Origin of the sequence: Actinomadura nitritigenes (genome assembly GCF_017573545.1) — a bacterium.
Lineage (GTDB): Bacteria > Actinomycetota > Actinomycetes > Streptosporangiales > Streptosporangiaceae > Spirillospora > Spirillospora nitritigenes.
Genome location: NZ_JAGEOK010000019.1, coordinates 152,623 through 169,948 on the forward strand (window position 1 = coordinate 152,623; position 17,326 = coordinate 169,948).

Annotated in this window: 16 protein-coding genes; 4 read left to right on the plus strand and 12 right to left on the minus strand. The window is 76.0% G+C overall.

Annotated elements, in window-relative coordinates; all coding sequences use genetic code 11:
• Positions 1–46: 46 nt before the first annotated feature.
• Genes J4557_RS28560 through J4557_RS28585 form a run of 6 tightly spaced genes read right to left on the minus strand, consistent with a single transcriptional unit; the run spans position 47 to position 7,046 of the window.
• The gene (locus tag J4557_RS28560; protein WP_208269840.1) at positions 47–658 is read right to left on the minus strand and encodes a D-sedoheptulose-7-phosphate isomerase; all 612 of its coding nucleotides are present in this window, start codon (positions 656–658) and stop codon (positions 47–49) included.
• Positions 658–1,863 (minus strand): glycosyltransferase, encoded by a 1,206-nt coding sequence (locus J4557_RS28565; RefSeq protein WP_243776463.1) that lies wholly within the window; start codon positions 1,861–1,863, stop codon positions 658–660. The genes J4557_RS28560 and J4557_RS28565 overlap by 1 nt, the downstream gene beginning before the upstream one ends.
• 8 nt (positions 1,864–1,871) lie before the next feature.
• Complete coding sequence (locus J4557_RS28570; RefSeq protein WP_208269842.1) at positions 1,872–2,867, minus strand: glycosyltransferase family 4 protein; 996 nt, start codon at positions 2,865–2,867, stop codon at positions 1,872–1,874.
• Positions 2,864–3,892 carry a glycosyltransferase family 9 protein gene (locus J4557_RS28575; RefSeq protein ID WP_208269843.1) on the minus strand — a complete coding sequence of 343 codons (1,029 nt, stop codon included), beginning with the start codon at positions 3,890–3,892 and terminating at the stop codon, positions 2,864–2,866. The genes J4557_RS28570 and J4557_RS28575 overlap by 4 nt, the downstream gene beginning before the upstream one ends.
• Positions 3,889–5,409 (minus strand): HAD-IIIA family hydrolase, encoded by a 1,521-nt coding sequence (locus J4557_RS28580; RefSeq protein WP_208269844.1) that lies wholly within the window; start codon positions 5,407–5,409, stop codon positions 3,889–3,891. The genes J4557_RS28575 and J4557_RS28580 overlap by 4 nt, the downstream gene beginning before the upstream one ends.
• Complete coding sequence (locus tag J4557_RS28585; RefSeq protein ID WP_208269845.1) at positions 5,406–7,046, minus strand: carbamoyltransferase family protein; 1,641 nt, start codon at positions 7,044–7,046, stop codon at positions 5,406–5,408. Before J4557_RS28585 ends, J4557_RS28580 begins: the two co-directional genes overlap by 4 nt.
• A gap of 271 nt (positions 7,047–7,317) precedes the next feature.
• On the opposite strand from J4557_RS28585, the gene J4557_RS28590 reads away from it, so the two are divergent.
• Both J4557_RS28590 and J4557_RS28595 read left to right on the plus strand, forming a co-directional pair.
• Positions 7,318–8,205: a glycosyltransferase family 2 protein gene (locus J4557_RS28590; RefSeq protein WP_208269846.1), complete on the plus strand. Its 888-nt coding sequence runs from the start codon at positions 7,318–7,320 to the stop codon at positions 8,203–8,205.
• 17 nt (positions 8,206–8,222) lie between these two features.
• Positions 8,223–9,047 carry a glycosyltransferase family 2 protein gene (locus tag J4557_RS28595; protein ID WP_243776464.1) on the plus strand — a complete coding sequence of 275 codons (825 nt, stop codon included), beginning with the start codon at positions 8,223–8,225 and terminating at the stop codon, positions 9,045–9,047.
• 24 nt (positions 9,048–9,071) lie between these two features.
• Here the strand turns inward: J4557_RS28595 and J4557_RS28600 are convergent, their stop codons facing one another.
• Positions 9,072–10,499 carry an MFS transporter gene (locus J4557_RS28600; RefSeq protein ID WP_208269848.1) on the minus strand — a complete coding sequence of 476 codons (1,428 nt, stop codon included), beginning with the start codon at positions 10,497–10,499 and terminating at the stop codon, positions 9,072–9,074.
• Between the two features lie 102 nt (positions 10,500–10,601).
• Between J4557_RS28600 and J4557_RS28605 the strand changes: the two genes are divergently transcribed.
• Positions 10,602–11,483: a helix-turn-helix transcriptional regulator gene (locus J4557_RS28605; RefSeq protein ID WP_307800256.1), complete on the plus strand. Its 882-nt coding sequence runs from the start codon at positions 10,602–10,604 to the stop codon at positions 11,481–11,483.
• Here J4557_RS28605 and J4557_RS51740 read toward each other — a convergent pair whose 3' ends face one another.
• The 4 genes from J4557_RS51740 to J4557_RS28625 form a co-directional block, all read right to left on the minus strand.
• The gene (locus J4557_RS51740) at positions 11,484–11,807 is read right to left on the minus strand and encodes a DUF6343 family protein (RefSeq protein WP_208269849.1); all 324 of its coding nucleotides are present in this window, start codon (positions 11,805–11,807) and stop codon (positions 11,484–11,486) included.
• Entirely contained in the window at positions 11,804–12,292 is a 489-nt protein-coding gene (locus J4557_RS28615; protein WP_307800257.1) for a YbhB/YbcL family Raf kinase inhibitor-like protein, read from the minus strand. The genes J4557_RS51740 and J4557_RS28615 overlap by 4 nt, the downstream gene beginning before the upstream one ends.
• A 205-nt stretch (positions 12,293–12,497) precedes the next feature.
• Positions 12,498–13,523 carry an L-glyceraldehyde 3-phosphate reductase gene (mgrA, locus tag J4557_RS28620; RefSeq protein WP_208269850.1) on the minus strand — a complete coding sequence of 342 codons (1,026 nt, stop codon included), beginning with the start codon at positions 13,521–13,523 and terminating at the stop codon, positions 12,498–12,500.
• Between the two features lie 2 nt (positions 13,524–13,525).
• Positions 13,526–14,443, minus strand: coding sequence for a LysR family transcriptional regulator (locus tag J4557_RS28625; RefSeq protein WP_208269851.1), 918 nt, complete (start codon positions 14,441–14,443; stop codon positions 13,526–13,528).
• Positions 14,444–14,535: 92 nt separating this feature from the next.
• Between J4557_RS28625 and J4557_RS28630 the strand changes: the two genes are divergently transcribed.
• Complete coding sequence (locus J4557_RS28630) at positions 14,536–15,738, plus strand: MFS transporter (RefSeq protein ID WP_208269852.1); 1,203 nt, start codon at positions 14,536–14,538, stop codon at positions 15,736–15,738.
• Here J4557_RS28630 and J4557_RS28635 read toward each other — a convergent pair.
• Positions 15,735–17,294 (minus strand): AMP-binding protein, encoded by a 1,560-nt coding sequence (locus J4557_RS28635; RefSeq protein ID WP_208269853.1) that lies wholly within the window; start codon positions 17,292–17,294, stop codon positions 15,735–15,737. The genes J4557_RS28630 and J4557_RS28635 overlap by 4 nt on opposite strands.
• Positions 17,295–17,326: the final 32 nt, after the last annotated feature.

Consider the following 17,326-nt stretch of genomic DNA (forward strand, 5'->3'; position numbering starts at 1 on the left):
CCTCCCGGCGGCGGCCGCGCCCGTGCGGCCGCCGCACAAGCCGAGTTCAGGCACGAGGCGCCCCCAGGGCGTCGTCGACCACCCCGCACAGCAGGTGCACCGCGGCGAGGTGGATCTCCTGGACGGTCGAGGTCGCCGCGGCCCGCACGGTGATCGCGTCGTGGCAGGCGTCGGCGAGCGGGTTCGGGCCGGGCCCGGTGACCGCCCAGGCCGTCATCCCGAGCTCGCGCGCCCGGTCCGCCGCGGTGATCACGTTGGGGCTGCGGCCGCTGGTGGACAGGCACACCAGCACGTCGCCCCGGCGGCCGTGCGCCTGCACCTGCCGGGCGAACACGTGCGCCGGGCCGTAGTCGTTGCCGATCGCGGTGAACGACGAGGTGTCGCCGTGCAGCGGGATCGCCGACAGCGGCCGCCGCTCGTCCTCGAACCGGCCGACGAGCTCGGCGGTCAGATGCTGGGCCTCGGCGGCGCTGCCGCCGTTCCCGCAGGCCAGCAGCCGGCCGCCGGCGCGCAGCACGCCGGCGAGCCGGCGGCCCCACGCCTCGATGGTCGGGACCTGCTCGCGGAACGCCAGCGCCGCGTCGGCCAGCGCCTCCAGGCGCCTGTCCTGCGCGGTGGCGATGCGGGTCCGCGCGACCCGCTGGGTGGTGGTCGTCATCAGGCGGCCACCCCGCTCAGCGCCGCCGCGCGCTCGTAGACGCCGGCGGTGTCGGCGGCGACGCGCGTCCAGGAGTAGCGGTCGCGGGCCCGGTCGCTTGCGGCGAAGCCCATCGCGGCGCGGCCGGCCGGGTCGTCCAGCAGCGACCGGATCGCGGCGGCCGCCGCCTCCGGGTCGCGCGGCGGGACGAGCACGCCGGTGGCGCCGTCCACGACGGTGTCCAGGTGCCCGCCGACGGCGCTGGCCACGACCGGCACGCCGCACGCCATCGCCTCCAGCGGCACCATGCCGAACGGCTCGTACCAGGGCAGGGTCACCACGAGGCTCGCCGACCGCAGCAGCGGCGGGACCTCCTCGCGGTCCAGCCTGCCGAGGAACTCGACCCGCCCGGCGACGCCCGCGTCCCGCGCGACGCGCCGCAGCCGCCGCACCTCCGCGTCGCCGTCCAGGCCGCTCCGCGGCGGCCCGCCGGCGACGGCCAGCTCGGCGTCCGGCAGGTGCGCCAGCGCGCGGATCGCGGTGTCCACGCCCTTGCGCTCGACGAGCCGCGACAGCACGACGAGGCGGTGCCGCTCCCGGCCGTCCGAGCCGTGCCCGTCCGGGGTGAACAGGCGGAGGTCGACGCCGCAGGGCACCACCGAGATCCGCTCGTGCGGCACGCCCATCGCGGTCAGCTCGGCGACCTCGTCGGCGCAGGTGGCGATGACCGCGTCGGCGGACAGCCCGATCGCGCGCTCCAGCTGGAGCCGCGACGCCGGGCTGGTGTCGTTGCCGCCCTGGTGGCGCCGCTTCACGGTGCCGAGCGCGTGGTAGGTCTGCACCACCGGCACCCGCCGCGCCAGCGTCGGTGCGGACGCCTGGAGCGCGGCGAGGCCGCTCATCCAGAAGTGCGCGTGCGCGACGTCCGGCGGGTCGGCGGCCCAGCGCTGCTCCAGGTACAGCCCGAAGTCGCGCATCCACGGCAGCAGGTCGTCCTTGGCGACGTGCGCGGCGGGGCCCGCCGGGACGTGCTCGACCGCCACGCCGGGCGCGAGCCGCACCCGGCGCGGCCGGGCGGGCGCGTCCCGCCGCGTGTAGACGGTGACGTAGTGGCCTTGACGCCCGAGCTCGGCCGCCAGTTCCGCGACGAAGACGTTCTGGCCGCCGCCGTCCGCCCCGCCCAGCCCGCCCTCGGCGGCCAGCGGGCTGGCGTGCTCGGAGATCATGGCTATTCTCATCGCGTTACCTCCGTGAGAGTTCGCTCCCAGTCGCGCAGGAACCGCGGCAGGCCGTAGCGTTCGACGGCGTGGGCGCGCGCCTCCTTGCCCATCTGGCGGGCGCGCGGCGGGTCGGCGGCCAGGGTCCGCGCGGCGTCGGCCAGTGCGGCGACCCGCGTGGACAGCACCCCGGCCTCCGGCGGCACCGCCTCGACCGCCTCGGTGGTGGCGAGCGCCACCACGGGCAGGCCGAGCATCATGGCCTCGATCAGGGCGAGGCCGAGCGAGGTCCACCGGTAGGGGTGGACGTAGACGCGGCGGCGGGCGAGCTCCTCGTGCATCCGCCCCTGCGGGAGGTCCTCGAACGTCCACAGGGACTCCGGCGCGATGCCGAGCGCCTCCGGGACGCCGGTGACGTTCATGCCGAACAGGTCCAGGGGGAGGGCGCGCGCCAGGCCGGCGAGCAGGTCGGTCCCGGCGACGCGTCCGCGCCGCAGCGGGTCGTTGATGACGACGCCGGCGCGGGGCATGTCGCCGGTGCAGCGGTAGCCGGGGTCGACGACGCCGTGCTCGATGACCGTGGTCGGGGCACGGCCGCAGTTCCAGAACAGCTGGTTGAAGTGGGTGACGTGCACGACCGGGATGTCGTCGCGGTCGTGCAGGAAGTGGCGGCTGTCGGGGACGACCTCCTCGGGGAGGCTCGCGTCCGCGGGCGTGCGGCGCGGGGTGTCGTGCTCGACGTAGACGGCGGGGACGTCGCGTCCGGGGCGGCGGCCGAGCCATTCCTCGGCGAGCCTCAGCTCATGGGGGCGTTGCAGGACGACGGCGTCGACGTCCTCGTGCCGCAGGCGCTCGGGGGCGACCTCGACGGCGCGGTCCGGCCAGGTGAAGGTGTCGGGGCGCCCCCGGCCGTCGGGCCCCCGGTCGGGGGTGACGGGGACGAGCGTGGTCCACGGCCCGTGCACGAACGACGTGGCCCACGAGCCGTGGACGTGCCAGAGCAGGACTCTCATCGGGCGGGGGCCTCCTCACGCGGTGTTCCGCGCGGGTCCGCGGCGACGACCTCGACGGCGGCGGCGGCCTCGTCGGCGCCGACCGACGCCAGGCAGGGGTGGCCCTCCACCGGGCACTCTCGGGCGCGGCTGTCCTTGCAGGGGGCGCCCTGGTCGCCGAGCAGCGCCATCGGCACCCCGAACGGCGCCCATCGGGCGGCGGGCACGGTCGGCGCGAACAGCGACACGACCGGGGTCCCGACGGCGGCGGCGAGGTGCGCGGGGCCGGTGTTGCCGGCGACGACGGCGCGCGCGCCGCGCAGCACCGACGCCAGCTCCGGCAGGGCGGTGCGGCCGCCGAGGTCGAGGCCGTCCTCCCCGGCGACCAGCGCGGTCAGCTCCTTCTCCTCGCCGTGCCCGGTCACGACGACCCGGTGGCCGGCGGCGCGCAGCAGCCGGACGGCCTCGGCGCACCGCTCCGGCGGCCAGGCCCGCGCCGGGACGGACGTCCCGGGATGCACCACCACGTAGCCGGCGCCGCCGGTGAGGTGGTCGGTGTCGGGCAGCGGCTCGCGCACCCGAAGCCGGGCGTCGGCGGGCGCCGGGAACCCGGCGTCCTCCGCCAGCGCCAGCATCCGCAGCGGCTCGGGCACGTCGCCCTCGGGACGGTGCCGCAGGTCCAGCAGGGAGCCGGGGTAGTCCTCGCTGATGCCCCCGATCCACGGGGTCCCGGCCAGCCGCAGCAGCAGCGCGAGCGGCAGCGGCGACTGGTGGAACGAGGTGAGGATCAGCGCCCGGTCGAAGCCCGCCAGCTTCGCGACGGCCCGCTCGACGTCGGCCCGGTCGACCGGGTCCGGCTTCGGGTCGATCCAGGGCGCGCGCCACTCGATGACCTCGTCCACGCCGGGCAGCAGGTCGGCGGCGGCACGGCCGCGCGGCCCGCACAGCAGCACGACCTCGTCCGCGCGCGCGGCGACCGCCCGTACGGCGGGCCCGGCGAGCAGCACGTCGCCGAGGTTGTCCTGACGTGCCAGCAGCACCCTCATCGCGCCCGCCTTCCGCCGAGGACCAGATCGACGGCGGCGCCGAGGTTCGGCGCGGTCTCCAGCGCCCGCGCGATCTCGGCGGGCCGGGTGCGGACGGTCGGCACCAGGATGCCCCGCGCGCCGGCCGCCGCCGCGGCCTCGATGTCGCGGCCGATGTCGCCGATGACGGCGCAGTCGGCCGGCAGCGCGCCGAGCCGCCGCACGGCCCGCACGATCATCCCGGGCCGCGGCTTGCGGCAGTCGCAGCCGTCGCCGCCGTCGTGGGGGCAGAACTCCCACACGTCGATGCGGCCGAGCAGCTCCTCGACCCGCGCGTTGACGCGCCGGACGTCGCGGACGGTGATGCGCCCCTTCGCCACGCCCGACTGGTTGGACACCACGCCGATCCGCACGCCGTGCCGGCGGAGCCGGTCCAGCGCCCGGCGCGCGCCCGGCATCGGCTCGACCAGCGCCGGGTCGCCGTTGTACGGGACGTCGCGGATGAGGGTGTCGTCGCGGTCGAACAGCACGACCCAAGGCCCGGCCCAGGGCCGGGCGTCGCGGTGCGCCAGCAGGCCCCGGATCCGGTGCCCGACGGCGGCGGGCGGGATGACGGCGCTCGTGACCGCCATCTTCAGCACCTCGCCGGGCGTCCGGGGCCCGGGACGGATCCGCTCGAACGCGAACCGGGCGGTGGAGACCGCCCACGCGCCCGCGGCCAGCGCGGCGGCGGCCGTGCCAGTCCCGCTCCCGCGCAGCGCGGCGGGCGCGGCGGCGAGCGCGGCGGTCCCGGCGGCGGCCGTCAGGACGTGCCGGCGCAGCAGGCCCCTGGCCTCGCCCGCGCGGGCCCGCCAGCCGGCGCCGTGGATCCGCCACATGAGGACGTCGTCGGCGTTGCCGGCCTGGGCGCGGACCGAGGCCCAGAACCCGGCCGGGCGCACCGGATGCGTCACGTGCCGCTCGCCCCGGACCAGGTCGTGCCCGGCGGCCAGGGCGCGCAGCGCGAGGTCGGCGTCCTCGCGGTAGGCGCGGCGGAACCGCTCGTCGAAGCCGCCCAGCTCGGCGAGCACGCCGCGCCGGTAGGCCATGTCGGCGGTGATCCATTCGGCGGCGGCGAGGCCGGCGGTGTTGCGCTCCCAGTCGGTGAGGCGGCGGCCGTCCGGCGGCGGGACGGTGACGCGGCCCTGCGATCCCGCGACCTTCGGCGGCAGCCCGGCGAGGTCGGCGGCCAGCCGCTGCGTCCAGCCGGGGTCGGGGACGACGTCGTCGTCCAGGAAGGCGACCCATTCGGTGGCGGCGTCGCGCCAGCCCGCGTTGCGCGCGGCGGCCGGGCCGCGCCCGCCGGAGCGGATCACCCGGACGCGGCGGCCGCCGGTGTCCGGCAGCGGCAGCGGCGCGCCGTGCGCGGGCCGGTCGTCCACGACGATGATCTCGTGCGGGGCGGGCTCCGGGCCGCCGGCTATCGAGTCCAGCAGCGCGTCCAGCACGCTGCGCAGGCTCGGCCTGCCGATCGTCGGGATGACGACGGTGCAGCTCATCGGGCGTGCACCTCCCGGCGGCGGACGACGAACGGGCCGATCGCCAGCAGGTCCACGGGCGCGGACCCGAAGCACTCCAGTGCGTCCCGCGGGTCGTCCACCATGGGCCGGCCCGCGGTGTTGAGGCTGGTGTTGACGACGACCGGCAGGCCGGTGCGCAGCCGGAACTCCTCCAGCAGCCGCGCGACGAGCGGTTCGTGGCCACTCGCGACGGTCTGGATCCGGGCGGTGCCGTCCACGTGGACGACGGCGGGGATCCGCTCCCGCCACTCCGGCCGGACGCGATGGACGAACAGCATGTACGGGCTCGGGATCGGGCCCTCGAAGATCTCGGCGGCGTGCTCCAGTGCGACCATCGGGGCGATGGGCCGGAATTGCTCGCGGCCCTTCACGTCGTTGAGCCGCTCGACGTTGGCGGCATGACCGGGATGGGCGAGCAGCGACCGGTGCCCCAGCGCGCGCGGGCCGAACTCCGAACGGCCCTGGAACCACGCGACGATCTCGTTGCGGGCCAGCGCCTCGCCGACGGCCGCCGCGATGTCGGGCGGACGCTCGTACGGCACCTTGGCGATGTCGAGGTACCGCGCGATCGAGGCGTCGTCCCACTGGCGGCCGAGGTCGGCGCCCGGCATCGCGGTGACGTCGTCGCCGCCGTCGTGCGCCAGGTGCAGGGCGGCGCCGAGCGCGGTGCCGGAGTCGCCCGCGGCGGGCTGCACCCAGATGTCGTCGTAGGGCCCGTCCGCGGCGAGCCGCGAGTTCGCCACGCAGTTGAGCGCGACGCCGCCCGCGAGCATCAGCCGGTGCGAGCCGGTCCGCCCGTGCAGCCACGTCACCAGGTCGAGCAGCACCTCCTCCAGCCGCGCCTGGACGCTCGCGGCGAGGTCGGCGTGGTCGCGGGTCCACTCGCCTTCGGACGAGCGGGCCTTGGCGAGCGCGCCCCAGTCGATCGGGGCGACCGCGAAGCCGCCGTCGCCCGTGGCCCGCACGTGCTCGCGCATCTCGTCGAGGAAGCGCGGCTCGCCGTAGGACGCCAGGGCCATCACCTTGTACTCGTCGCTGGAGCGCAGGAAGCCGAGGTGCTCGGTGAGGTCCTCGTACATGAGGCCCAGCGAGTGCGGCAGGCGCTGCGCGTGCAGCGGGGTCAGCTCACCGCCGGCGTAGGTCCCGGCGAGGTGCGAGTGCGACTCGCCCCGGCCGTCCAGCACGAGGACGTCGCCGTCGCAGGGCCGCGGCGCGGCCAGGGCGGCGGACGCGGCGTGCGCCACGTGGTGCGGGACGTACCGGACGATCCCGGGGTCCAGGCCGGGCAGGGCGGCGGCGAGGAAGTTCGGGGCGCGGCGCGCGTACAGGGTCCGCAGCCGCTCCCACTGCTCGTCGTGGCCGTCCAGTCCGGGCTCGACCAGGTCGGGGTCGTAGGAGTAGGCGACGGCGTCGAGGTCGCCGGGCTCGAGCCCGGCGCGTTCCAGGCACCAGCGGGCCGCCTGCTCGGGCGGTTCCCAGGCGGAGAAGGCGACCGGCCGTTTCCCGTGCTTGCGGCGGCTGAACCGTTCCTCCTCCGCCGCGGCCACGACCGTTCCGTCCACCACGAGGGCGGCGGCCGGGTCGTGGAAGATCGCGTTGATTCCGAGCACGCGCATGTATGAACCCCGTTTCGGCGCAGCGTTCGGTGGAGTACCGATGCCGTCCGTCGTGGGCATCGGCCCGGGATCTCGATGGAGCGAATCCCCTATAGGTGATTTCGGGCATTGCCGGGAAGTCCGGTTCTAAACGCTGTGCCGGGAAAAGTCGCTGATGAGCGAACTGACAGTTCAGTCGGCTTTTACGTGCATCGCGATGGCTGCGGGGGTTTATTGGGTTTGAAGACGCAAGTCGGACATGGGGGCAGGTGCGGGGGGTAGGGGGCGTGCCATGCGCTGCACCGTCGTCGTCATCACCCGGGATCGGCGGCGCTCGCTGCTGGCGACGCTCGGCCGGCTGCGGGCGCTGCCCGGGCCGCCGCCCGTCATCGTGGTGGACAACGCCTCGCGGGACGGGTCGCCCGACGCCGTCGCCGAGGAGTTCCCCGGCTTCCGGCTGATCCGGTCGCAGCGCAACCTCGGCGCCGTCGCCCGCAACCTCGCGGTCGACCACGTCCGCACCCCGTACGTGGCGTTCTGCGACGACGACACCTGGTGGGAGCCGGGCGCGCTGCCGCGCGCCGCCGACCTGCTGGACGCGCACCCGCGGCTGGCCGTGGTGACCGGGCGGATCCTGGTCGAGCCCGGTGGGCGCGAGGACCCGATCGTCCCGGAACTGCGCGGCTCGCCCGTCCCCGGGCCGTCCTGGATCCCCGGACCCGCGCTCGGCTCGTTCCTGGCGGGCGCGTCCATGCTGCGGGCCGAGGCGTTCCGGGAGGCCGGCGGGTTCTCGCCCCGGCTGTGGCTGGGCGGCGAGGAGGAGCTGCTGAGCGCCGACCTGATGGCCCTCGGCTGGCACCTCTGCTACGCCGAGGACGTCGTCGTGCACCACGAGCCGTCCCCGCTGCGCGAGGCCCACCTGCGGCGCCGGCACGGCATCCGCAACACGCTGTGGTTCACCTGGCTGCGCCGCCCGCTGCCCGTCGCGTTCCGCCGCACCGCCGGGCTGCTGCGCACGCTGCCGCGCGACCGCGTCACCGCGGGCGCGCTCGCCGAGGCGGCGGCGGGCCTGCGCTGGGTCGCCCGGGAGCGCCGGACGCTGCCGCGCGACGTCGAGGCCAGGCTGCGCAGCCTGGAGGAGGCGCAGCGGACCTCCAAGGCGCGCCGGTACGTCAGCTGATGGGAGCGGGGGAGAGCATGCCCGATGTCACGATCGTGGTCGCGACGCGCGACCGCGCCGCCGAACTGCGACACAGCCTCACCCGGCACACCGCGCCGGTCATCGTGGCCGACAACGCCTCCACCGACGGCACCGCGGAGGTCGCGGAGGACGCCGGCGCGCGGGTGCTGCGGCTGCCGGGCAACCTCGGCGCCGCCGCCCGCAACGCCGGCGTGCGGGAGGCCGCGACCCGCTACGTCGCCTTCGCCGACGACGACTCCTGGTGGGAGCCGGGCGCGCTGGAGCGGGCCGTGGAGATCCTCGACGCCCATCCGAGGACGGCGCTGCTGGCCGCCCGCGTCCTGGTCGGCGAAGACGAACGTCTGGAACCGGTGTCGGAGGCGATGGCGCGGTCACCGCTCGGGAGCCCGGACGGGCTGCCCGGGCCCGCCGTCCTCGGCTTCCTCGCGTGCTCGGCCGTCGTCCGCCGCGACGCCTACCTCGACGCCGGGGGATTCTCCGACGTCCTGCACTTCGCCGGCGAGGAGGAGCTCCTCGCGCTCGACCTCGCGTCCGCGGGCTGGGGGCTGGCCTACGTGCCGGAGCTGGTCGTGCACCACCATCCGTCGCGGAGCGGCCGGAACCCGGCGGCACGGCGCCGCCGGGAGATCCGCAACGCGCTGCTGACCGCCTGGCTGCGCCGCCCCCTTCCGGCGGTCGCGCGGATGGCCGGTGCGGCGCTCGGCACGCGTGACGGCCGGGCGGGACTCGCCGACGCGGCGCGCGCGCTGCCGCGGCTGGCCGGCGCGCGGCGCCCCCTTCCGCCCGCCGTGGAGGGCGCGCGCGCCCGCCTCGGCGGCTGACCCTCCTTCTGGAGGCGCGGCGCGTCACGCGTCGCGCGCGCCCGCCCGGTTCCGGGCCAGCAGCACGGTGAACGCGGTGCCGGCCAGGGCCACGGCCCCGAGCGCCCACCCGGTGGCGTACTCGGCGTGCCGGGTGGAGCCGCTCGACTCCGCCGCGGTCAGGAACAGCGTCCCGATCGTCGCGATGCCGATGACCTGGCTGATCTGCATGAGCGTCAGCAGCAGCCCGCTGGCGTCCGCCGCGTCCGCCGCCGGGACGTGCTCCAGCCCCGCCGTCATGATGATCGACATGACCCCGAGGCCGAACCCGATCACGGCGGTGAGCAGCTCGTACGCGACGCCGCCGCCCGCCAGCGGGCCGACGCACAGGTAGCCCGCGGCGGCGATGGCGAAGCCGACCGGGATCACCCTCCGGTGCCAGCGGGCCGGCAGCCGCTGCCAGTTCAGCCCCACCAGCGCGAACGCGGCGACGCACGGGACGAACGCCAGCCCCGACCGGAGCGGCGACATCCTCAGATCGCCCTGGAGGTGCAGCGTCGTGGTGAACAGGAACGCGCCCCATGTCCCCGGCGCCAGCATGAGCGCCCCGCAGGCGGGCAGCAGCCGCGGCGCCCGCAGCACCCGCGGCGAGATCAGCGGCCGGCCGCCGCGCGCCGCCGCGCCCCGCTCCACCGCGACGAACGCGGCGAGGAACGCGGCGCTCGCCGCGAGCGAGAACCACCCCCACAGCGGCCAGCCCAGCTCGTGCCCGAGGATCAGCGGGACGACGAACAGCAGCACGGCCGGCGACAGCGTGAGCAGCCCCGGGACGTCGAGGTCCCCGCCCCGCGCGCCGCCGTCGCGCGGCAGCAGCCGCGGCCCGGCCACCAGCAGCACCGCGCCGATCGGGACGTTGACGAGGAACACCGTCCGCCAGCCCGCGCCGAACAGGTCCGCGCTCACCAGCAGGCCCCCGGCCGCCTGGCCGACGACCACCCCGCCCGCGATCACGGCCGAGTAGAGCCCGAGCGCCCGCGCCCGCGCCGCCCCGGCGAAGTTCCGCTGGATCATCGACATCACCTGCGGCGTCATCAGCGCGGCCCCGGCGCCCTGCAGGAACCGGAACCCGACCAGCGGCCAGGTGGACGGCGCCAGGCCGCAGGCCAGCGACAGCACCGTGAACGCGGCCAGGCCGGCGTGGTACGTCCGGCGGTGCCCGGCGATGTCGCCGAGCCGCGCCCCGGTGATCAGCAGCACGGCGTAGGTGATGGTGTATCCGGCGACGATGAGCTGCAGTCCCGCGCCGGACGCGTGCAGGTCCGCGCGCATCGTCGGCAGCGCCACGTTGACGATGTTCACGTCGAGGATCGCCATGAACTGTCCCAGCAGCAGGAGGCCGAGGGTGAGGCCTCCGGGACCGCTCCGCGCATCCCGCTCGGGAACGACCCCGCGCAGATCGGTTGTCTGTGTCATGGGAACGACACTGGCGCCGATCCGGTACCGGTAACGAGAGCCCCTCGATACTGGTACTGACAGCACCTGGCAACGCGAGCGGGCAGAGGGCAGTGTGGAACCGTGACGACGACCGGAACGGCGACCGGGCGCAGGGCGTCCAGGCGCCGCACCGAACTGGCGGAGTTCCTGCGCAGCAGGCGCGAGCGGATCACCCCGCACGAGGTGGGAATGCCGCCGGGCCCGCGGCGCCGCACGCCCGGCCTGCGCCGCGAGGAGGTCGCGCAGCTCGCCGGGGTGGGCGTCACCTGGTACACCTGGCTGGAGCAGGGCCGCCCGATCAACGCCAGCACCCAGGTGCTGGACGCGGTGGCCCGCACGCTGCGCCTCGACGGCGCCGAGCGCGAGCACCTGTACCGGCTGGCGGAGGTGCCGGAGGCGGAGCCGCCGGACGAGGCCGAGCAGCTGCCCGAGGACATGCAGACGATCCTGGACGGGCTGCTGCCGCTGCCCGCGTCGGTGTGCAACGCCCGCTCCGACGTGCTCGCCTGGAACGCCGCCTATGCGGCGATCTTCCCGTCCATCGCGACCGCCCCGCCGTGCGAGCGCAACACGATGTGGATCACCTTCACGACCCCGCCGTGCTGCAACCCGGTCGGGAACATGGCCGAGGAGATGCCGATGCACGTCGCGGTGTTCCGCTACCGCTACAGCCGGCACATGAACGAGCCGGGCTGGAAGGAACTGGTCCAGCGGCTCCAAGCGGCCAATCCGGAGTTCGCGCGGCTGTGGGCCGAGCACGAGGTGGCCCTGCCGGGCCCGCGCGTGAAGGTCCTCTGGCACCCCGTGGTCGAGGAGATCCGCACCCGCACCACCAACCTGGACATCACCGGGTCGGCGGGCGCCCGGATGGTCGTGTACACGCCCACCGACGACGAGAGCCGCGAGCGGATCTCCTGGCTGCTCGCCCATCCGGAGCTCGCCGCACCGGCCCACCGCCACTGATCAGCGGCCGCGGGCGCGGCGGGCGATCACCGCGAGGTCCGTCGCCGCGATCGCGGCGACGATGACGCAGACCACCGCCGCGCCCCAGGCGGCACCGCTCCCGTCGTGGTTCGCGACGATGCCGAACACGATGGCGGCCGCGACCGCCGCCACGAGCGCGATGCCGGACAGGACGGCGCGCAGGCCCAGCGCGCTCCGCGCGGTCATCGGCTCGGTCCCCGGCGGCTGCTCGCGCCCCCCGTGCTCGCGATGCTCGCCGCCCTCGCGGCCGTGGTGGTCGTGCTCGCGGCCGTCGTCGTCCGGGCCGGGGCTCCCGGCCGTCACCGCGCGAACGTGCCGACGAGCGTGCCCGCCGCCACGACCTTGTCCTCGACGGCGTCCCTCAGCTCCTCCGCCGTGAAGCCGTCCCGCAGCCCGGACGGCTCCGACAGCCCGTACAGGCGGAAGAAGTAGCGGTGCGGGTCGTCGCCGGCCGGCGGCTTCGGCCCGCCGTACCCCTCGGTCCCGTAGTCGTTGCGGCCGAGGACCGCGCCCGTCGGCCGCTCGCCGGCGTCAAGGCCGGTGGTGACCGGGTCGATCCCGGCGACCAGCCAGTGCGCGAACGTCCCGACCGGGGCGTCCGGGTCCTCGCAGGAGAGCGCCAGCTCCACCACCTCCTCCGGGACCGGCGACCACTCCAGGGGCGGCGAGACGTCGCCCCTGTCGTGCGAGTACTCCGACGGCATGAGCGTGTGATCGTCGAATGCGGCACTGCGCAGCGTCATCTCTTCCATGCGGGCGTCGTGCCCGGTGCGGGCACGACGATGCACGCCCCGCTCCGGCCGCCGGCAGTTCCCCTCTGGGGGACGACCCCCAGGCCCCCCGGAAAGGGCGACTGACCGGCGACCTCCGCTCCGCTGGCGCTCCGCTCCGGTCGCCGGCAGTTCCCCTCTTGGGGGGCGACCCCCCAGGCCCCCCGGAAAAGCCGACTGACCGGCGACCTCCGCTCCGCTGGCGCTCCGCTCCGGTCGCCGGTCAGTCGGCGCTGGACGCCGCCCAGATGTTGATGCCGGCCTCCACCGCGTCCCGGTCGATCGCCTCCAACTCGTCCGGGGCGAAGTCGAGCCGGTCCAGCGCGGCGAGGTTCTCCTCCAGCTGCGCGACGCTGCTCGCGCCGATGAGCGCCGAGGTGACCCGCTCGTCCCGCAGCGACCACGCGAGGGCCATCTGCGCGAGGGACTGGCCGCGCCCCCGGGCGATCTCGTCGAGCGTCCGGACGTGCCGGACGTTCTCCTCGGTGAGCAGATCGCTGGAGAACGAGGTGTTCCTGCTGGCCCGCGACCCCTCCGGGATGCCGCCGAGGTACTTGCCGGTGAGCATGCCCTGCGCCAGCGGCGAGAACGCGATGCAGCCGACGCCCTCCTCCTCAAGGGTGCCGAGCAGGCCGCCCTCGATCCACCGGTTCAGCATCGAGTAGGACGGCTGGTGGATCAGCAGCGGCGTCCCCATCTCCCGCAGGATCCGCGCGGCCTCCGCGGTGCGCTTCGGCGAGTACGACGAGATCCCCGCGTACAGCGCCTTCCCGGACCGGACGGCGTGGTCCAGCGCGCCCATCGTCTCCTCCAGCGGCGTCTCCGGGTCGAACCGGTGGCTGTAGAAGATGTCGACGTAGTCCAGCCCCATCCGCTTCAGGGACTGGTCGAGGCTCGCGAGCAGGTACTTGCGCGACCCCCATTCGCCGTACGGGCCGGGCCACATGTCGTAGCCGGCCTTCGTGCTGATGACGAGCTCGTCCCGGTAGGGCGCGAGGTCCTCGCGCATGATGCGGCCGAAGTTGGTCTCCGCCGACCCGTAGGGGGGCCCGTAGTTGTTGGCGAGGTCGAAGTGCGTCACCCCGAGGTCGAACGCCCGCCGCAGGATCGCCCGCTGGACGTCGACCGGGCGGTCGTCGCCGAAGTTGTGCCACAGCCCGAGCGAGATCGCGGGGAGCCGCAGCCCGCTGCGCCCGCACCGCCGGTAGGGAAGTCGTTCGTATCGGTCGCCGTCGGCCGTGTAAGTCATGGTCACGAGTATTTCAGGCCGCCGCGCCCCGCCCGCGCCCCGGCGGCCTCGACGCAGGCGCGCACGAAGTCGCGCAGGACGGGATCGGTCGCGTCGCGCCGCCACACGACGGCGCGGACGGCCGGCGCGACGCCCTCCACCGGCCGGTAGACGATGCCCGGCCGCGCGTACACGCGGGCGCTCGACTCGGTGATCAGCGCGACGCCGCGGCCGGACAGCACCGCCTGGAGCCAGTCCTCGGAGTTCGCGACCTCGGCGCCGATCGCGGGGGTCCGGCCGAACTCGGCGGTCGCGAGCCAGAACTCGCGGAGCGGGCCGGACGAGGCCGGCAGCGCGACGAACCTCTCGTCGCGCAGGTCGTCCAGCCGGACCGTCGCGCGCGCGGCCAGCGGATGCTCCGCGGGCAGCGCGACGCGGCGGGGCTCGCGGCGCAGGATCTCCGCGTCCAGGCTCTCCTGGCCGGGCACCGGCAGCGGAAGGAACGCGGCGTGCACCCGGCCGTCGAGGACGCCCCCGGCCGGGTCGTGCCAGTCGCCGACGCGGAGGTCGGCCCGCCAGCCGGGACGGAGCTGAGCGAACCGGGCGATGACGGGCTCGATCGTCTCGGCGTCCATGCCGGAGTGGTACTCGACGCGGAGGACGCGGGACGCGGCGTCGCGGTCCCGGCGCACGCCCGCGAGCCAGGAGTCGAGGTCGCCGACCACGCCGCGCGCGACGGGCAGCAGCGATCGGCCCGAGTCGGTCAGCGCCACGCCTTGGCGGCTGCGTTCGAAGAGCGTCACGCCCATCTCCCGCTCCATCCGCCGGATCGACTTGGAGAGCGCCGGCTGGGCGATGCGCAGCCGTTCCGCGGCGCGGGTGAAGTGCAGTTCCTCGGCGACCGCCACGAAGTACCGGAGCGACCGGACCGCTATGTCCATGCCCCGAATGCTAATTCCATCCGGGCATGACGACGGATCTTGGACGTGGCGGGGCGGCCGGGGCCAGTCTCGGGGACCGAGGAGGGGGGACAGTGACGACCACTGAGATCGACATCGAGACCGCCCGCCCGGCGGGTGAGGCGGGCCGGCCGTGGGCGGGGATGGGCGCGATCGTGCTGACGTCCGTGGCGGCCATGACGCCGGCGTTCGGCGTCGCGGCGCTGGCCACGCCCGTCGAACGCGGGCTGGGGGTCTCCGCCACCGGTTTCGGGCTGGCGCTGAGCGGCTTCTTCGCGGCGAGCGCGCTGGGCTCGTTCGCCGCCAAGCGCGTCGCGGCGCGGCTGCCCGTGCCGGTGGTGCTGACGGCGGCCGGGGTGCTCGCGCTCGCCGCGCTCGCACTGGCGGCGGCCGCCGGGAACCTGGCCGCGCTGGCCGCGGCGCTGCTGGTGGGCGGGGCCGGCAACGCGCTGGTGCAGCCCGCGGCGGGCCGCTACATCGGCGCGCGGGTCCCGCGCGGGCGGCTGTCGCTCGCCACCGGCATGGTGAGCGCCGCGCTCGGTGCCGCGCCGCTCGTCCCGGGGCTGCTCGCCGGGTTCGCCGCCGGGCCGCTCGGCTGGCGGCCGGCGCTGCTGCTCGGCGCCGTCCTGCCCGCCCTGGCGATCCCGGCGGCGTTCCTGGCCGGGACGGGCCGGGCCGGTCCCGCGCCGGAGGCCGCGGCGGGCGGCGCCGCGCGGGCCGGCCGCACGCTGGTGCTGTGGACGCTCGCCGCCGGTCTCGCCACGATCGGCTCTAACGCCGCCGCGTCGTACTTCGTGCAGCTCGGCACCCACTCCGGCCTGTCGACCGCGCTCGCCGGGCTGATGCAGTCGCTGGCCGGGATCGTCGCCGTCGCCGTGCGGCTCGCCGCCGGCGGGCTGGCCGACCGCGCGCCGCGCCGCAACCCGGCGCTGGTCACCGCGATGATGCTGAGCGGCGCCGCCGGCCTCGCGCTGGTCGCCGCGGGCGGCCCCGCCGCGTTCGTCGCGGGCGCGCTGCTCGCCGTCGCCGGGGGCTGGGGCTGGACGGGCCTGCTGCTCGCCGCGGTGATGCGGCTGCTGCCGGGGCAGGGCGAGCGGGCCGGCGCGACGGTGCAGATCGGGCTGTTCGGCGGTGCGGCGGTCGCGCCGCTCGCCTTCGGCGCCGCCTCGTCCGCGCTGGGCGTTCCGGTGACCGTGCTGGTCGCGGCGCTGATCGTGCTGGCCGGGGCGGCCTCGATGCTCGCGGGGACGGCGGCGCTGCGCCGCGAGGCCGCCTAGGGCTCGGGGAGGGCGTGTTTGAGGACCTTGCCGGCGGGGTTGCGGGGGAGGGCGTCGAGGAACACGACCTCGCGGGGCACCTTGTGGCGGGCGAGGTTGGCGGCGACGTGCTTCTTCACGTCGTCCTCGCCGAGGCCGGCGGCGACGACGAAGGCGCGCAGCCGCTGGCCGAACTCCTCGTCGGGGACGCCGACGACGGCGGCCTCGGCGATGGCGGGATGGGCGGCCAGCAGGTCCTCGACCTCGCCCGGATGGACGTTCTCCCCGCCGGAGACGATCATGTCGTCGGCGCGGCCGTCCACGTGCAGCCGGCCGGCCTCGTCCAGGTGGCCGAGGTCGCCGACGGCCATCAGCCCGCCGACCTCCTCCTTGCCGCCCCCGCCGGTGTAGCCGCCGAACCGGGCGGGCGAGTCGACGAAGATCCGGCCGGTCACGCCGGGGGCGACCGGGCGGTCGTCGTCGCCGAGGATCGCCACGGTCGTCCCCGCGGGCGGGCGGCCGACGCAGCCGGGGGCGGCGGCGAGGTCGCCGGGCGTGGCGATGGTGATGCAGGACGCCTCGGTGGAGCCGTAGAAGTTGTGGAGGACGGGGCCGAACGCCTCGGCGGTGCGGCGGCCGAGGTCCGGGTCCAGCCGCGCCCCGCCCGTCAGGATCACCTTGAGCCGGGACAGGTCGCGGGCGTCGAGGGCGGGGGAGGCGAGCAGCCGGTTCAGCATCACCGGGACGGCGATCAGCGACGTGCAGCCGTGGTCGGCGAGGTCGGCCAGGACCTCCGCGGCGTCGAAGCGGCGGCGCAGCACGAGGGTGGAGCCGAGCCCGAGCGCGAGGACGGCGCAGGTCAGCCCGAACCCGTGGAACAGCGGCGGGCCGACGAACATCGCCTCGCGGCCGCGGAACGGCACCTTCGACAGGATGCCGCCGGGCAGCGCCATCGACGGCGACTGCGAGCGCGGCGCGCCCTTCGGGCGGCCGGACGTCCCGCTGGTCAGGATCACCATGGAGCTGTGCCGCGCCGGCTTGGGCGGGGGAGCGGCGCCGCCTTCGGCGATGAGGGCGTCGAGGTCGGCGTCGGTGTGGCGCGGGAGGTCGAGGCCGTCGGCGACCTTCGCGAACTCCTCGTCGTGGACCAGGACGGTCACGCCCTCGCGGGCCACGGCGTCGCGCAGCTGCGGCGCGGCGAAGTCGGTGTTGAGGAAGAGCACGGACGCGCCGGTCTTGGCCGCCGCCGACATCGCCTCGAGCAGGCCGCGGTGGTTGCGGCACAGGATGCCGACGGTCGAGTCCGCGCCGACGCCGCGCTCGCGCCACGCGTTGGCGAGGGCGTTGCAGCGCCGTTCCAGCTCCGCGAACGTCAGCGGGCCCCGCTCGTCCACGAGCCCGACGCGGTCGGGGAAGCGGTGGGCGGGCAGGGAGGTGACGGCGCCGAGCGGCCCGTACGCGCGCAGGGAGCGCGCCGCCGCCAGCAGCGCGGCCGGCGGCATCGGGCCGATCATCCCCGCGCGGGCGGCGGCGCGCAGGCCGGTCAGCTCGGCGGAGACGCGGGAGAGCGTGGGCATGCGCGCAGCGTAGTGAACGGAGGAACAGATCA

Coding starts and splice junctions, on each gene's coding strand:
- J4557_RS28560 (WP_208269840.1), bottom strand. CDS start 658: ATGACGACCACCACCCAGCGGGTCGCGCGGACCCGCATCGCCACCGCG.
- J4557_RS28565 (WP_243776463.1), bottom strand. CDS start 1,863: ATGATCTCCGAGCACGCCAGCCCGCTGGCCGCCGAGGGCGGGCTGGGC.
- J4557_RS28570 (WP_208269842.1), bottom strand. CDS start 2,867: ATGAGAGTCCTGCTCTGGCACGTCCACGGCTCGTGGGCCACGTCGTTC.
- J4557_RS28575 (WP_208269843.1), bottom strand. CDS start 3,892: ATGAGGGTGCTGCTGGCACGTCAGGACAACCTCGGCGACGTGCTGCTC.
- J4557_RS28580 (WP_208269844.1), bottom strand. CDS start 5,409: ATGAGCTGCACCGTCGTCATCCCGACGATCGGCAGGCCGAGCCTGCGC.
- J4557_RS28585 (WP_208269845.1), bottom strand. CDS start 7,046: ATGCGCGTGCTCGGAATCAACGCGATCTTCCACGACCCGGCCGCCGCC.
- J4557_RS28590 (WP_208269846.1), top strand. CDS start 7,318: ATGCGCTGCACCGTCGTCGTCATCACCCGGGATCGGCGGCGCTCGCTG.
- J4557_RS28595 (WP_243776464.1), top strand. CDS start 8,223: ATGCCCGATGTCACGATCGTGGTCGCGACGCGCGACCGCGCCGCCGAA.
- J4557_RS28600 (WP_208269848.1), bottom strand. CDS start 10,499: ATGACACAGACAACCGATCTGCGCGGGGTCGTTCCCGAGCGGGATGCG.
- mgrA (WP_208269850.1), bottom strand. CDS start 13,523: ATGACTTACACGGCCGACGGCGACCGATACGAACGACTTCCCTACCGG.
- J4557_RS28625 (WP_208269851.1), bottom strand. CDS start 14,443: ATGGACATAGCGGTCCGGTCGCTCCGGTACTTCGTGGCGGTCGCCGAG.
- J4557_RS28635 (WP_208269853.1), bottom strand. CDS start 17,294: ATGCCCACGCTCTCCCGCGTCTCCGCCGAGCTGACCGGCCTGCGCGCC.